The sequence below is a fragment of the Alkalihalophilus sp. As8PL genome (assembly GCF_040939795.1).
Classification (GTDB): Bacteria; Bacillota; Bacilli; order Bacillales; family Bacillaceae_D; genus Alkalihalophilus; species Alkalihalophilus lindianensis.
Map to the genome: position 1 here is coordinate 1,921,783 of NZ_CP162551.1, position 15,003 is coordinate 1,936,785.

Consider the following 15,003-nt stretch of genomic DNA (forward strand, 5'->3'; position numbering starts at 1 on the left):
CCTTAGTTTATCCGTCGATAATTTCAACTAGATCAGAGCCCACTAACTTAAGGGCCTCATCTACCACAGGGTCGCTTTCTTGCTCGCCCCCGCGTTGTTCCTTAACATATTCTTCCTTTAACCTATCCCATTGATTTTGAAGCAATGTCATAAAGGTTATTGAGTTGCCAAACATGTCTTGAAACACATCTTCTAAAAACGGACGGAACTTTGTATCCATCATATCACGATGCATTTCATTTTGAAACGCTAGAAGAATGAAGCCTTCTGAAGCAGCCACAGGGCGACTATCACTTAACCAAGCATGAGCAGGGATGTTTTGAGACTTAACTCGCTCCATAATCGCTCCCCACTGACCAGTCACCTTTTGAAACTCTTGTTTTGTGGCTCCTTTTAAAAGCTCTTTCACTTTTGATGTATTCACTCTTGTTTGCGGAACTTGCTTTTTAGGTCTTCTTACAGCTGGCTGTTGATTCCCGTCAGCCGCCGCTCCCACAACCCCACTAGCTTGAAGTTGTTTCAATGCTTTTTCAAGAGTACTAATCTTTGTTTCCAACTGCTGAACTCTCTCGGACTCTACTCCACTTACACCCTCTGTTTGTTCGGGTCTTTGATTCACTAAACGTATTAGAACCATTTCCAAGATAACTTTAGGATGCGAAGACCACTTCATCTCTTGTTGAGAAGCGTTCAATAGTTCGATCGCTTGATAAAGCCAAGGAAATTCAAATTGCTCACTAAGAGTAACTGCCTTCTCAACCGATTCTGCCCTCTCTAATAATTCTTGTGAATCCGGAGCAGTTTTGCACAATAATAAATCGCGTATGTAATAGATAAGATCTTCAAGTATACGCCCTGGTTCTTTCCCATCCCTAACTAGATGATCTAAGGATTCGAGTGCCACCGCGGTTTCTTTAGTCGCAATAGCTTCTACAAGCTTGACCAACACCCCCTCAGAGACCGCACCAGTGATGGCAAGTACATCGTCAAGCGTCAATGTATCTTCGGCATAGGAAATGGCTTGATCTAGTAAACTTAAAGCATCACGCATGCCTCCATCTGCCGCACGCGCAATCATCATTAAAGCTTCCTCTTCCACTTCAATTCTATCATGAGCTAAAATTTCATTCATACGACCTACAATCGAATGATTAGAAATCCGTTTAAAATCAAAGCGTTGGCACCGCGATATAATGGTTAACGGAATTTTATGCGGTTCTGTAGTCGCTAATATAAAAATAACGTGACTTGGGGGTTCCTCTAAGGTTTTTAATAATGCATTAAATGCACCCGTTGAAAGCATATGCACTTCATCGATAATATACACTTTATAACGAACTTCATTTGGAGCAAATTTTACTTTATCTCTGATATCACGAATTTCATCCACACCGTTGTTTGAAGCCGCGTCAATCTCCATAACATCTACTATTGCACCTGAGGTAATTCCCTTGCAAGAAGCACACTCATTACAAGGTTCTGCCACCGGAGCTTTCTCACAGTTAATCGCTTTAGCAATTATTTTTGCTGCACTTGTCTTACCCGTTCCTCTAGGCCCTGAAAATAAATAAGCGTGGGAAAACTTTTCTTGCAACAAAGCATTCTGCAGCGTTTTCGTAATATGCTCTTGTCCTACTACATCCCGTAGTTGCTGCGGTCGCCATACGCGATATAATGCTTGATAGCTCATTGTTCCCACTCCTTTTTCTACTCACTACTTCATATTATAGCGATTTAAAAGACGATAATAAAGTGTCAAACTAGCAAATACATTGCACCCACTAAAATACGCAATAAAAAAACAACTACATTAAGTAGTTGTTGTCTTAGTATATATAATACCGTGCACCTTTCCTCGATAGTGTCACCCCAAGCGTTACCTAAGCAGTTAGCTCGACCCAGGCTACTCCACGGCACACGGAAGGGGCCACTTACTGCTGCTTCCTTCCGGACCTGACAGGGTTTGCGGGTTTCCGTTGCGTGGAACCCAAGTGTCAACACCACTTACTTAGGTCAGACCTTACGATGACAAAACCTCAGAAAGGGATTCAGTCCCGCTACAGCGGATTGCGGGTACAGGGCACCGCTACCTCCCCACCTAGCACGGCAAATTGAATAACAATGTTTAGGCGTCTAATGTGACGCATTTCCTAGTATAGAGCGTTTGATTAAAAAATGCAAGTGTAAGAATTAGGAAGCCCCGTTCCTCTTAGCTGCTTTTCTTTTAGCTCTAAGCTTTCTAAAAAAAGCAGTCAATCTCTCGCCGCACTCTTCTTCTAGGCACCCCGACACCACATCTGCACGATGATTAAATCGAGGTTCATCAAGTAAGTTCATCAAAGTACCTGCACATCCCGCTTTAGGGTCCACAGCACCGTAAACCACTTGATCCACACGAGACTGCACAATAGCTCCAGCGCACATCGGGCAAGGTTCAAGCGTCACATAAAGGGTACAGCCAGTTAATCGCCAACTCCCTAAGACGTCACAAGCGTTTTTAATAGCTAGTAATTCGGCATGTGCAATCGCTTGATGGTCACACTCTCTACGATTATGAGCAGCAGCAATCACCTCGCCATCTTTAACAATGACCGCCCCAATTGGCACTTCTCCTATTTGTTCTGCCTTATCAGCCTCTTCTAACGCACGTCTCATAAAGCCCTCGTGTAGCTCTTTCATCTTCACCACTCCTACTAAGAATGTGGATATAAAAAAACACCACCTAAAAGGTGATGTGTGTCATTTAACATATGGCGGAGGAAGAGGGATTCGAACCCCCGCGCGGTTTAACCCGCCTGTCGGTTTTCAAGACCGATCCCTTCAGCCGGACTTGGGTATTCCTCCATGTGTTATATGTAATTGCTGACAAGGAATATAATATCAGGTTTCGAGACAACACGCAACCTTTTAAACAAAAAAAGATGATCTTTTTTTCAAAAGACCACCTTTCTTCTATTATATTAGTTAAGAGTTACCTCTTGAAGCATGTACGTTCCATTTGGATGCTTCCAGAATCCCTGTACCTCATCACGAATACCAACTAGGTATTCTTGGTGGTATAGGTAGATCATTGGGGCATCTTCAACTAACATCTCTTGAGCTTGCTTGTAAAGTGCTAGACGATCTTCTTCATCAGCAGTTTGACGAGCCTCTTCTAAAATTTCATCTAGTTCAGGATCTTCCATGAATGTACGGTTACCAGCTTCACCTACATTAGATGAATGGAATAACGGGTACATTCCGTAATCAGCGTCTCCTGTTACTACAGACCAACCAAGGATAAACATATCATGCTCACCATTCGCAGTTTGATCTAAGAAAGCACCAAATTCCATTACGTTAACACTTACGTCAATATTGATCTTAGCAAGTTCAGCTTGAACATACTCAGCAATCGCCATACGCTCACGATTATCATTTGTCCAAATTGTAGTAGAGAAACCATCTTCTAAACCAGCTTCAGCAAGTAATTCTTGCGCAGCATCTACATCATACCCTAAAGGCTCAACAGAATCATCAAATCCGAAAACATCTGGAGGGATTGGGCCAACTGCAGGAGTACCAGTGTCATCTAAAATACCACTAATAATACCTTCTTTATTGATAGCCATAGAGATTGCTTGACGAACACGCTCATCATCAAATGGCTCTTTCTCCATATTGAATCCAATGTATGAAAGACTCACACTGTTTGTGCGATCAAGACTTACTTCTGGAGTATTTTCAACCCGTGTAACATCACTTGGGCTTACAGGGAAAATAATATGCGCTCCACCTGTCTCAAGTTCAGCAATACGAGTTAAATCTTCAGGTACTACTGAGAATGTTACAGAATCAACCTTCGCAGGCTCACCCCAATAATCATCATTTTTCACTAATTTAACCGATGTTCCTGGATTCCACTCTTCGTATTTGAAGAAACCTGTTCCTACAGGGTTCTCACTAATAGAAGCACCAGGGTTTTCACCGTTAGCTACAGCTTCTTGGTCCGCTTCAATAGAAGGAAGTGAACTAATAGCAAGTCCGTTATGAGCTAAGTGAGCAGGAAGTGGAGAGAAAGGATACTCCGTAGTAAGTTCTAGAGTATACTCATCAGTCGCTTCAATGCTTGTTACCATGTTAATTAAGAAAGAACGAGGTGAGGCAAGTTCAGGATCTAAAATACGATCAAGGTTTGCTTTTACTACCTCAGCATTTAATTCAGATCCGTCATGGAATGTTACTCCTTCACGAATGTAAAATTCCCACGTATTATCATCAATCATTTCCCAATCTTCAGCCAAACCAGGTTCAAGCTCAAGATCTCCGTTCTGTTTAACAATTGTTTCAAAAATGTTTGCAGTCACGTTAGTGGACGGCACATCATTTGCACTTGCCGGATCTAACGATGACGCATCTGATAATGTTGCAATTACTAAATCGCCGCCTTCAGCACCCTCAACCGCTTCAGTATCTTCACCATCTGTATCTCCAGCTGGCTCACCTGAATTGTCCGGCTCACTCGCACATGCTGCTAGTACTAGAGCAAGCACCATAGCAAGCAAGAAAGCGAAAAGTGAATTTTTAGACATCTTCACTTTTAAAAACCCCCTTATGTTCCTTTTTGTTTGAACTTTTGAAATTCAATATCACTATAACTTAAATTTCACAATAAAACAATAATTTTTACAAAATTAATAATTCTCAGCTTAATTTACCATTAATTGTAGAAAGTCATTTTGTTAAGCGTTTTCATTTCCGTTCAAATTATTTTAATTTTTAGAATATAAAAATAGTCTACATTATTTTACAAAAGTATTTTTAACATTGTAAAAAATTATGTACGTGATATAATAATGCGGTGCAGTATAGTAATAATTTTGTCAAAATTTAAAGCATTTTGAGAAAGGGTGTCTATTATGAGCGAACAGTCGATAAATGATGCTATGACAAAAAGTCCTCCTCCGAACCCGCGCGTTCAAAGTATGAAAAACTTCTATAGAAAGCTTCGTAAAAACAAAGCTGCTATGGTCGGTGGAGTCTTAATTTTATTTTTTGTTATTGTAGCGATTATCGGACCATTTTTTGCACCGTATGAACCATCGGTACAAAATCATGTAAACAAACTAGCAACACCATCTTCTGAACATTGGTTCGGCACAGACCATCATGGTCGTGATATTTTCAGTCGAATTATTCACGGTATGTCAATTACTTTATACATTGGCCTCTTCTCCGTTATTATCGGAACCGTTTTCGGTGTGTTACTTGGGTTGATTTCAGGATATTATGGAAAACGCGTTGATGCATTTATCATGCGTTGTATGGATGTATTACTTGCATTCCCTGGTATCTTACTTGCATTAGCCATTGTAAGTGTACTAGGCGGAAGCTTAACAAATGTAATCATAGCTGTCGGAATATTCTCGATTCCAGTATTTGCAAGAATTGTACGTGGTTCAGTACTATCTGTAAGAAAGCTCGAATATATCGATGCCGTTCGTGCTCTAGGTGCGAGTGATGGTCGTATTATTTTTAAACACATTTTACCGAATATTTTATCACCTATTATTGTCCAAGCTACACTACGCATGGCAACAGCAATCTTAACAGCAAGTGGTCTTTCTTTCTTAGGGATGGGAGCACAACCTCCAACACCTGAATGGGGGGCTATGTTGAGTGCAGGTCGAAACTATATGTATGATGCACCTCATGTTGCGTTATTCCCAGGTTTGGCCATTGTTATTGTTGTACTGGCATTTAATATTTTTGGTGACGGATTACGTGATGCACTTGATCCGAAGATGAAAAACTAGAAAAGAGGTGTAGATGATTGTTTACTTATATAGTTAGACGATTAATTCAAACAATCCCTGTTCTTTTTGGTGTTACAATTCTCGTTTTCTCCATGATGCACCTCATTCCTGGTGACCCAGCACAGATTATTGCCGGGGAAAGTGCATCTGAAGCTCAAGTAGAACAAATGCGTGAGCGATTAGGTTTAAATGACCCACTTCCAAAACAGTATTTTAATTATATTGGAAATGCGATTCAAGGTGACTTAGGAAACTCGATTCGCAGTGGTCGTGAAGTAACTCAAGAGATCAGCGGTAGGTTTTGGGTAACCATTGAGCTTGCCATTTATAGTACGATTTTAAGTGTATTTATTGGTTTAATTGCAGGAATTATTTCTGCAACAAGACATTACACATTCTTAGATACAATGATTATGATTGTTGCTCTATTTGGACTTTCAATGCCTAACTTTTGGCTTGGTTTAATGTTAATTCAGTATTTCGCAATTGAATGGCGAATATTCTTACCTTCGGGTTGGGGAACCTGGCAGCAAGCTGTGTTACCAGTTATAACCCTTGGTACAGCAGGTGCTGCAATCGTAGCACGTATGACTCGTTCAAGTATGTTAGAAGTAATTGGACAAGATTATATCCGTACTGCACGTGCTAAAGGGGTAAAAGAGCGCGTTGTTATTTACCGACATGCTCTTAAAAATGCTCTAATCCCAGTTGTAACCGTTGTTGGTTTACAGTTTGGTGTATTACTAGGTGGTACTGTTCTAACTGAGACTGTATTTGCTATTAACGGAATGGGACGCTTAATCATTGATGCCATTCGTGCTCGTGACTTCCCTATCGTTCAAGGTACTGTTCTTGTTATTTCATTATTGTTCGTTCTTGTTAACTTACTCGTAGATATTTCTTATCGCTTCTTAAACAAGCGTATTGACCTTGATTAAGACTCACTTATTAATGAGGGGTGTGAAAAAAATTGACTACTAATGAATCCATTATTCAAGTGCGTGACTTGCGTACATCATTTTTCATGGAGCATTCTGAAGTGAAGGCTGTTGATGGTGTTACATTTGATGTACCAAAAGGAAAAACACTTGGAATTGTTGGGGAATCAGGTTCAGGTAAAAGTATTACCTCGCTTTCGATTCTTCGTTTAATCCAAAACCCAGGTAAAGTGGTCGGTGGAGAAATTCTGTTTAAGGGAGAAGATCTTCTTTCTAAAACAGAAGCGAAAATGCGTAAAATTCGCGGAAATGAAATCTCAATGATTTTCCAAGAACCAATGACTTCTTTAAACCCTGTTTATACAGTAGGGCAACAAATCGGTGAATCATTCCAAATCCATGAGGGCCTTGGGAAGAAAAAAGCAATTGAACGTTCGATTGAGATGCTTAAGTTAGTTGGTATTCCTTCACCAGAAAAACGCGTACACCAATATCCATATGAACTATCTGGCGGAATGCGTCAGCGTGTCATGATCGCTATGGCTCTTGCATGTAATCCTGAACTTCTTATTGCCGATGAGCCTACTACTGCTCTTGATGTAACGATTCAAGCACAAATTCTTGAATTGATGAAAGATCTTCAAGATCGTTTAGGTATGTCCATCATTATGATTACACATGACCTTGGTGTTGTTGCTGAGACATGTGATTATGTAGCCGTTATGTATTGCGGTAAAGTGGTTGAATATGCAAGCATCAACGAACTATTCAAAAATCCACGTCACCCATATACAGTTGGTCTTCTTAAATCTCTACCCCGTCATGATATCGACGTGGATGGAGAAGAGTTGTCTGTTATTAAAGGATCTGTACCAAGTCCTGCAGATATGCCAAAAGGCTGTAGATTCGCTCCGCGTTGTCCATTTGCTAGTGACATCTGCCGCGAGCGTTTACCTGATCTTGAGGAAGATGAAAATGGAAACCAAATCCGTTGCTGGATCTATTCAGATGAGTGGGATGGGGACCCGGAGGTGAACGTGTATGAAGAAAGAACTTCTTAAAGTTAATGACTTAAAGCAATACTTCCCTATTAAAGGTGGGTTGCTTGGTCGTACTGTTAATCACGTTAAAGCTGTAGATGGTGTATCATTTACTATTTATGAAGGTGAAACAGTAAGTATTGTAGGGGAATCAGGCTGTGGTAAATCGACAACAGGTCGTGCTATTCTTCGTCTTGATGAGCCTACTGATGGTACAGTGGAATTTGACGGCAAGGACCTCCTTGGTCTTAATAAGGCACAGATGCGTAAGAAGCGTAAAGATTTACAGATCATTTTCCAAGATCCTTACGCTTCCATCAACCCACGTCAAACCGTTCGTCAAGTTTTAGAAGAAGCAATGGAAATTCAAAATGTGATCCCACGTAATAAACGTGCAGATCGCATAAAAGAATTAATGGAAACAGTTGGTCTCGGTGCTCACCAAGCAGATCGCTTTCCCCATGAATTCAGTGGTGGACAACGTCAACGTATCGGAATTGCACGTGCACTATCTGTAGATCCTAAGCTTATTATTTGTGATGAAGCGGTATCGGCCCTTGATGTATCGATTCAAGCACAGGTAATTAACTTATTAAAACGACTACAGCGCGAATTCCAGTTAACATACTTGTTCATCTCCCACGACCTTGGGGTTGTTCGTCATATCTCTGATCGTGTAATCGTTATGTACCTTGGACGTATTGTTGAAATTGGTGATAAAAAATCATTATTTGATAACCCTCAGCATCCATATACAAAAGCGTTATTATCAGCGATTCCTGTACCAGATCCTGAGCGTAAGAAGGAACGTATTATCTTAAAAGGTGACGTCCCCTCTCCAATTGACCCTCCTACTGGATGTCGTTTCCACACTCGTTGCCCGTTTGCATCGGAAAAGTGTAAAACAGACACTCCTGAACTGCGTTCTGCTGACTATATGAAAGAAGGTCATCAGGCAGCATGTCACTACATGGAAGAGATTGCTTCAGGAGAACGCAAACCAAATTACGTATAAAAACAACCCCTTATAGCAACCGCTATAAGGGGTTTTGTCTCTTAACCAATTTTCTCAATGTTACCCATATAAGGACGAAGCACTTTAGGAATTTCAATTGATCCGTCAGCTTGTTGGTAATTCTCTAGGATTGCTGCCACTGTACGGCCGACTGCAAGGCCTGATCCGTTTAAAGTATGAACAAATTCTGCCTTGGCTTTTGTGTCACGACGGAACTTGATATTCGCACGACGTGCTTGGAAATCTTCAAAATTACTGCAAGAAGAAATTTCACGATAAGAATCATAGCTTGGAATCCATACTTCTATATCGTATTTTTTCGCTGCAGTGAACCCTAAGTCGGCTGTACACATACTCATTACACGATAAGGCAGTTCAAGTAATTGAAGCACCTTCTCTGCATGTCCCGTTAAATTCTCAAGCTCAGCGTAAGAGTCTTCTGGCTTTACAAAGCGCACAAGTTCTACTTTATTGAATTGGTGTTGACGAATCAATCCACGCGTATCACGTCCTGCTGAACCTGCTTCTGAGCGGAAACAAGCGCTAAAAGCTGTATAAGCAATCGGTAATTGTTCTCCTTGTAAAATCTCATCACGATGCATGTTTGTGACAGGTACCTCTGCGGTTGGAATTAAGAAATAATCTTCCTCACGAATCTTAAATGCATCTTCTTCAAACTTCGGAAGTTGCCCTGTCCCTGTCATGCTTGTACGGTTCACCATATAAGGTGGTAGCACTTCTTCATAGCCATGCTCATCTTGATGGAGGTCCATCATAAAGTTCATTAATGCACGCTCAAGACGGGCTCCTAGACCTTTATAAAAGACAAAACGACTACCTGTGACCTTTGAAGCACGCTCAAAATCAAGAATTCCTAGATCTGTTGCTAGATCCCAATGTGGTTTTGGTTCAAAGTCAAATGAGCGTACCTCTCCCCAATTACGAGCTTCTACATTATCATCTTCTGTTTTACCGATGGGCGTTGACTCATGTGGCACATTTGGAATCGTAAGAAGTAAGTCATCAAGCTCCGTTTCAATTGTACGTAGCTCTTCATCTAGTTGCTTCACTCGCTCAGATACTTCTCTCGTTTCTTTAATAAGGTGATCTGCATCCTTTTTCTCGCGTTTAAGCTGAGCTACCTCTTGTGAAACTTGGTTACGTCTGCTTTTTAATTCTTCCACCTCTACAATAATCGCACGACGCTTCTCATCTAAATCACCAAAACGATCAAGACCCGAGATATCCTCGCCGCGTGTCGCTAACTTTTCCTTAATTTCAGCAAAATCATTTCTAAGTCGTTTTACGTCTAACATGTATATTCCTCCTTCATTTGTCCTTAATTAATCCAAACAAAAAAGCGCCCTCATCCATTCTCCACTCAAGAAGAAGGGACGAGAGCACCCGCGATACCACCCTTGTTGCCTATATGAAACATATAGACCACTCTAGATACATAACGGGTATCTAACCGGAACGATTTAAGCTCGCGCCTCACCATTCACTCAAGGGTGGATTCTATAAAAGGCTACACTGACTTGCACCTACCGTCAGCTCTCTGAAGTGACCATCTTATATACTATTCCCTATCGACGCATTGTCTGTTATACAGATTTTACACCTTTTAGCTTAGCTTGTGCAACCATCTTCACAAAATACTGATGAAAACGATGGTCATCAGTTAATTCCGGATGGAAAGAACATGCTAGAAAGCGACCTTCTCTTGCTGCAACAATCTCATCATTGAACTTTGAAATGATCTCTACATTCTCGCCTACTTCTTTAATAAGCGGAGCACGAATGAAGACAGCTCTCACATCATCCCCAACATCAGTCACCATCAGATCGGCTTCAAAGCTCTCACGTTGACGTCCAAAAGCATTACGCTCTACCGTCATATTCATTAGAGAAAGGTGACCTTCATTTTGGCCAACAATGTCTTTTGCCATTAAAATAAGACCTGCACATGTACCGAAGACGGGCTTTCCTGATGCTGCAAAGGCTTTAAGTGGCTCAAGAAATTCGTACTTATCAATTAATCGTCTCATTGTTGTGCTTTCACCACCAGGTAAAACAAGACCGTCTAACTCACTTAGTTGTTCAATCTTCTTAACGACGATCACTTCTACATCCGGTGCTTGTAGACAAGTAACATGTTCACGTACAGCGCCTTGTAAGGCCAATACTCCTACTTTAACCATCACGTTGTTTCCTTTCTATATCAAAAACTTAGTGCTCTCTTACCAACCACGCTCTTGCATACGCTCAGATGGTTGTAGAGTTGAAATTTCAATCCCTTTCATTGCTGTACCAAGACCTTTTGATAATTGAGCAATTAGAGCATAATCTTCGTAGTGTGTTGTTGCTTCAACAATCGCACGAGCAAATTTCTCAGGGTTTTCAGACTTGAAAATACCTGATCCCACGAATACTCCATCTGCACCAAGTTGCATCATTAATGCTGCATCTGCTGGAGTTGCAATTCCACCTGCAGCAAAGTTTACAACAGGTAGCTTACCTGTTTCTTTAATTTCAAGAAGAAGGTCATAAGATGCACCTAGGTTCTTTGCTTCAGTCATTAATTCATCTACAGACATGCCAGCTACTTTTTTCACTTGAGCTTGCATCATACGCATGTGACGAACTGCTTCTACAATGTTCCCTGTACCAGGCTCACCTTTCGTACGAAGCATAGAAGCACCTTCACCAATACGACGTGCAGCCTCACCTAAGTCACGTGCCCCACAAACGAAAGGAACAGTAAAATCACGCTTGTACAAGTGGTACACTTCATCCGCAGGAGTTAATACTTCACTTTCATCAATATAGTCAACACCCATTGATTCAAGAATGCGTGCCTCTACAATATGACCAATACGTGCTTTAGCCATTACTGGAATTGAAACTGCGTTAAGAACCTCTTCTACAATTGTTGGATCTGCCATACGTGCTACTCCGCCAGCTGCACGAATATCAGCTGGTACACGCTCAAGTGCCATAACTGCAACTGCACCTGCTTCTTCAGCAATTTTTGCTTGCTCTGCATTGATAACGTCCATAATGACGCCACCTTTTTGCATTTCTGCCATTCCACGCTTTACACGATCAGTACCTGTTTGACTCATATGTATTTCCTCCTAGAACATTCATGTTAGTTAGTCTTCTTAATCTCTAATAGTATACCGCAAAAAGATAAGATTCGCATAATTTTCTGTTATTATTTTTAAAAACAACGGGCCACTTTCTATAAAGTAGCCCCGTTGTTTCTTATAGATGGCTAATCTTTCTTTTTATGAAAACCATCCACTTACTGTATTGACAGCTGCATTCCAGATCCCAGAAAAGAATCCACCAATTCCACGCATCATCTTCGTGAACCATCCAGCTTCTTCAACAGCGGTATCAGTTACCATTGTTACTCCGTCTTGTTGCTCAGCATATAAGAACTGCTCATCTTCACCTTCAGATGTAAGGGTAAGAGATCCTACTGCTTCCCCTGCCTCAAAAGGAGCAACTAATTCGCCATCTTCATTTAGTTTATCTTGATCAAGTACTAATGTTGCATTATATTGATCATCTTGTCCATTTCTTACCACAGCTGATAATGCTTCAGAGCTAGAAATTGACACTTCACGCTCTTTTCCTCCAACAACTGGCACCGTTTCTTCACCTTCGACAACATATCCTTCATCATATAGGTCAACAGTGCTAAAGTTGTTAAATCCATAATCCATTAACTTTCTCGTTTCATTAAAACGATCATCACGTGTATCTGTACGCATAACAACTGAGATTAATCGTAACCCATCACGTTCTGCTGTACCTGTGAAAGCATTACCTGCAGCTGATGTGTAACCTGTTTTTAATCCATCGATACCATCATAATCATGTTGTGGACGAATCGATGAAAGCATCCAGTTCCAATTTTCCATCGGGATGACTTCATCAGGACCCGCTTGGAAATCTTTCATTGGGATGCTAGCTGTATCAAGTACTTCTGGATAATCACGAATAAGGGCATATGCAAGCTTCGCTGTTGCTCTAGCCGACATCATATTCTCAGCTTCATCACCAGTACCATCTGGATGATTACCTTGTAGGTCACTGTTGTTTAACCCGGTAGAGTTTACAAATTCGTAATCCTCTAACCCAAGCTCCGCACCTTTTTCATTCATTTGATTTACAAATTCAGTCTCTGAGCCTGAGATAAGTTCCGCTAGTGCAATGGTTGATGCATTAGCAGAATAAATAGCGACAGATTCATACAATTCTCTAACTGAATAAGTTACTAAATCTTGGCGAAGTGGAACATTTGATAATGCCGTTTGATGAGATAATGTTCTTACCCAATCACTAATTGGCACTTGTTGATCCCAACTAATACGTCCTTCATCAATCGCTTCAAGGATTAAATACTCACTCATCATCTTAGTCATACTAGCCGTTGGTAAAATAGCATCTATATTCTTTTGATATAAAACTTTACCTGACTCTGCATCCACTAAAATAGCTGATTCTGCTTCCAAATCGAGTGCTGCCTCAACTGTATTTGGTTGTACAATTAGACTAGCAGTTAATAGAATTGCCATAAAAGCCGCAACCCATTGTTTGTTACCTAAAAATTTCACAATCGCACCTCCACAAATTTCTCACATAGACGTTATTTTATCATAAGAAACCATAAAAAAATAGATAGGGAAGGCCCTATCTATCATAGTCTTTATACCTTTTTTATTTATTAAATCAAACAGCTTACATCGAGTAGTTTGGTGCTTCTTTCGTAATTTGAACGTCATGAGGATGACTCTCGCGCAATCCTGCTCCAGTAATACGAATAAACTGACCATCACTACGTAGTGCATCCAATGTAGGAGTTCCACAATAGCCCATACCTGCACGCAAACCACCAAGTAATTGATGGATCGTATCATTTAAAGGTCCTTTATAAGGAATGCGCCCTTCAATTCCTTCAGGCACTAGCTTCTGTGCATTTTCTTGGAAGTAACGATCTTTACTTCCCTTCTCCATTGCACCTAGTGAACCCATACCGCGATACACTTTAAATTGACGTCCTTGATAAATCTCACGTTCTCCAGGACTCTCACTTACACCAGCTAATAAGCTTCCAAGCATAACAGCATGTCCACCTGCAGCTAATGCCTTCACAATATCACCAGAATACTTAATTCCACCATCTGCAATTATTGGTACTCCATGTTTTCTAGCTTCAGTTGCACAATCATATACAGCCGTAATTTGCGGCACACCAATCCCTGCAACAATACGTGTAGTACAAATAGATCCTGGACCAATACCTACTTTTACTACATCTGCACCAGCTTCAATTAAGTCACGTGTAGCTTCTGCTGTTGCTACATTACCAGCGATAATTGTAAGGTTTGGATATAGATCCCGTACAGCACGTACTTTATCTAATACGCCTTTAGAGTGACCGTGTGCTGTGTCAATAACAATAGCATCAACTCCAGCTTCAACTAATGCAGCAATGCGAGTATCAGCATCAGCAGATACACCAATAGCTGCACCAACTACTAATCTACCTTGTGAATCTTTTGCGGAGTTAGGGAATTCTATCACTTTCTCAATATCCTTAATGGTGATAAGACCTTTTAAGACACCCTCGTCATCTACAAGTGGTAGCTTCTCAATTTTGTACTTTTGTAAAATGGATTCAGCTTCTTGTAATGTAGTGCCTACAGAAGCAGTGACTAAATCTTCTTTTGTCATCACTTCATCAATTAGGATTGAATAATCTTCAATAAAACGCAAGTCTCGGTTTGTTAAAATCCCTACAAGCTTTTGTTCTTCATCAACAATCGGAACTCCAGATATACGATATTTACCCATTAAATGCTCTGCATCAAATACTTGACGATCAGGCGTTAAAAAGAATGGATTTGTAATAACTCCACTTTCTGAACGCTTAACACGATCCACTTGTTCAGCCTGCTCTTCAATCGACATGTTTTTATGAACAATCCCAAGGCCACCTTCGCGTGCCATAGCAATAGCCATTTCAGCCTCTGTTACTGTGTCCATTCCTGCACTTATTAAAGGAATATTCAGTTGCAGATTTTCAGATAGCTTCGTTTTCACTGAAACATCACGCGGTAGTATTTCTGAACGAGCTGGAACTAACAACACATCATCAAACGTTAAACCCTCTTTTTGAAATTTATTCTCCCACATCAGCA

At 40.7% G+C, this 15,003-nt stretch carries 12 protein-coding genes, 1 tRNA gene, 1 other RNA gene and 1 other annotated feature; of the genes, 4 read left to right on the top strand and 10 right to left on the bottom strand.

The window, feature by feature from the left end; genetic code table 11:
• Window positions 1–7: 7 nt before the first annotated feature.
• The 5 genes from dnaX to AB3N04_RS11345 form a co-directional block, all read right to left on the bottom strand.
• Window positions 8–1,690: a DNA polymerase III subunit gamma/tau gene (gene dnaX, locus AB3N04_RS11325; protein WP_368502913.1), complete on the bottom strand. Its 1,683-nt coding sequence runs from the start codon at window positions 1,688–1,690 to the stop codon at window positions 8–10.
• Window positions 1,691–1,841: 151 nt separating this feature from the next.
• Window positions 1,842–2,107, bottom strand: an RNA gene (gene ffs, locus AB3N04_RS11330) — signal recognition particle sRNA large type.
• Window positions 2,108–2,190: 83 nt separating this feature from the next.
• Window positions 2,191–2,679 (bottom strand): tRNA adenosine(34) deaminase TadA, encoded by a 489-nt coding sequence (tadA, locus tag AB3N04_RS11335; protein ID WP_368502914.1) that lies wholly within the window; start codon window positions 2,677–2,679, stop codon window positions 2,191–2,193.
• Window positions 2,680–2,751: 72 nt separating this feature from the next.
• Window positions 2,752–2,844, bottom strand: a tRNA-Ser gene (locus AB3N04_RS11340).
• 116 nt (window positions 2,845–2,960) lie between these two features.
• The gene (locus AB3N04_RS11345; protein ID WP_368502915.1) at window positions 2,961–4,577 is read right to left on the bottom strand and encodes a glutathione ABC transporter substrate-binding protein; all 1,617 of its coding nucleotides are present in this window, start codon (window positions 4,575–4,577) and stop codon (window positions 2,961–2,963) included.
• A 321-nt stretch (window positions 4,578–4,898) separates the two neighbouring features.
• On the opposite strand from AB3N04_RS11345, the gene nikC reads away from it, so the two are divergent.
• From nikC to AB3N04_RS11365, 4 genes are all read left to right on the top strand, one after another.
• Window positions 4,899–5,795: a nickel transporter permease gene (gene nikC, locus AB3N04_RS11350; RefSeq protein ID WP_368502916.1), complete on the top strand. Its 897-nt coding sequence runs from the start codon at window positions 4,899–4,901 to the stop codon at window positions 5,793–5,795.
• Between the two features lie 17 nt (window positions 5,796–5,812).
• Window positions 5,813–6,733, top strand: coding sequence for a nickel ABC transporter permease (nikB, locus tag AB3N04_RS11355; protein ID WP_368502917.1), 921 nt, complete (start codon window positions 5,813–5,815; stop codon window positions 6,731–6,733).
• A gap of 86 nt (window positions 6,734–6,819) precedes the next feature.
• Window positions 6,820–7,794: an ABC transporter ATP-binding protein gene (locus tag AB3N04_RS11360; protein ID WP_368506033.1), complete on the top strand. Its 975-nt coding sequence runs from the start codon at window positions 6,820–6,822 to the stop codon at window positions 7,792–7,794.
• On the top strand, window positions 7,775–8,788 hold the full coding sequence (locus AB3N04_RS11365; protein ID WP_368502918.1) for an ABC transporter ATP-binding protein: 1,014 nt from the start codon (window positions 7,775–7,777) through the stop codon (window positions 8,786–8,788). The genes AB3N04_RS11360 and AB3N04_RS11365 overlap by 20 nt, the downstream gene beginning before the upstream one ends.
• A 41-nt stretch (window positions 8,789–8,829) precedes the next feature.
• Here the strand turns inward: AB3N04_RS11365 and serS are convergent, their stop codons facing one another.
• The 5 genes from serS to guaB form a co-directional block, all read right to left on the bottom strand.
• On the bottom strand, window positions 8,830–10,104 hold the full coding sequence (serS, locus tag AB3N04_RS11370; RefSeq protein WP_368502919.1) for a serine--tRNA ligase: 1,275 nt from the start codon (window positions 10,102–10,104) through the stop codon (window positions 8,830–8,832).
• Window positions 10,105–10,175: 71 nt separating this feature from the next.
• Window positions 10,176–10,390: a binding site (T-box leader), on the bottom strand.
• A 2-nt stretch (window positions 10,391–10,392) separates the two neighbouring features.
• On the bottom strand, window positions 10,393–10,989 hold the full coding sequence (gene pdxT, locus AB3N04_RS11375; RefSeq protein ID WP_368502920.1) for a pyridoxal 5'-phosphate synthase glutaminase subunit PdxT: 597 nt from the start codon (window positions 10,987–10,989) through the stop codon (window positions 10,393–10,395).
• Window positions 10,990–11,028: 39 nt separating this feature from the next.
• The gene (gene pdxS / locus AB3N04_RS11380; RefSeq protein ID WP_368502921.1) at window positions 11,029–11,913 is read right to left on the bottom strand and encodes a pyridoxal 5'-phosphate synthase lyase subunit PdxS; all 885 of its coding nucleotides are present in this window, start codon (window positions 11,911–11,913) and stop codon (window positions 11,029–11,031) included.
• Between the two features lie 165 nt (window positions 11,914–12,078).
• Window positions 12,079–13,416 (bottom strand): D-alanyl-D-alanine carboxypeptidase family protein, encoded by a 1,338-nt coding sequence (locus tag AB3N04_RS11385; protein WP_368502922.1) that lies wholly within the window; start codon window positions 13,414–13,416, stop codon window positions 12,079–12,081.
• Window positions 13,417–13,540: 124 nt separating this feature from the next.
• The gene (guaB, locus tag AB3N04_RS11390; RefSeq protein ID WP_368502923.1) at window positions 13,541–14,998 is read right to left on the bottom strand and encodes an IMP dehydrogenase; all 1,458 of its coding nucleotides are present in this window, start codon (window positions 14,996–14,998) and stop codon (window positions 13,541–13,543) included.
• Between the last annotated feature and the right edge of the window lie 5 nt (window positions 14,999–15,003).

Bases quoted from the DNA above. Each gene is read 5' to 3' on its own strand.
- dnaX (WP_368502913.1), bottom strand. From the start codon at position 1,690: ATGAGCTATCAAGCATTATATCGCGTATGGCGACCGCAGCAACTACGG.
- tadA (WP_368502914.1), bottom strand. From the start codon at position 2,679: ATGAAAGAGCTACACGAGGGCTTTATGAGACGTGCGTTAGAAGAGGCT.
- nikC (WP_368502916.1), top strand. From the start codon at position 4,899: ATGAGCGAACAGTCGATAAATGATGCTATGACAAAAAGTCCTCCTCCG.
- AB3N04_RS11360 (WP_368506033.1), top strand. From the start codon at position 6,820: ATGGAGCATTCTGAAGTGAAGGCTGTTGATGGTGTTACATTTGATGTA.
- AB3N04_RS11365 (WP_368502918.1), top strand. From the start codon at position 7,775: ATGAAGAAAGAACTTCTTAAAGTTAATGACTTAAAGCAATACTTCCCT.
- serS (WP_368502919.1), bottom strand. From the start codon at position 10,104: ATGTTAGACGTAAAACGACTTAGAAATGATTTTGCTGAAATTAAGGAA.
- pdxT (WP_368502920.1), bottom strand. From the start codon at position 10,989: ATGGTTAAAGTAGGAGTATTGGCCTTACAAGGCGCTGTACGTGAACAT.
- pdxS (WP_368502921.1), bottom strand. From the start codon at position 11,913: ATGAGTCAAACAGGTACTGATCGTGTAAAGCGTGGAATGGCAGAAATG.
- guaB (WP_368502923.1), bottom strand. From the start codon at position 14,998: ATGTGGGAGAATAAATTTCAAAAAGAGGGTTTAACGTTTGATGATGTG.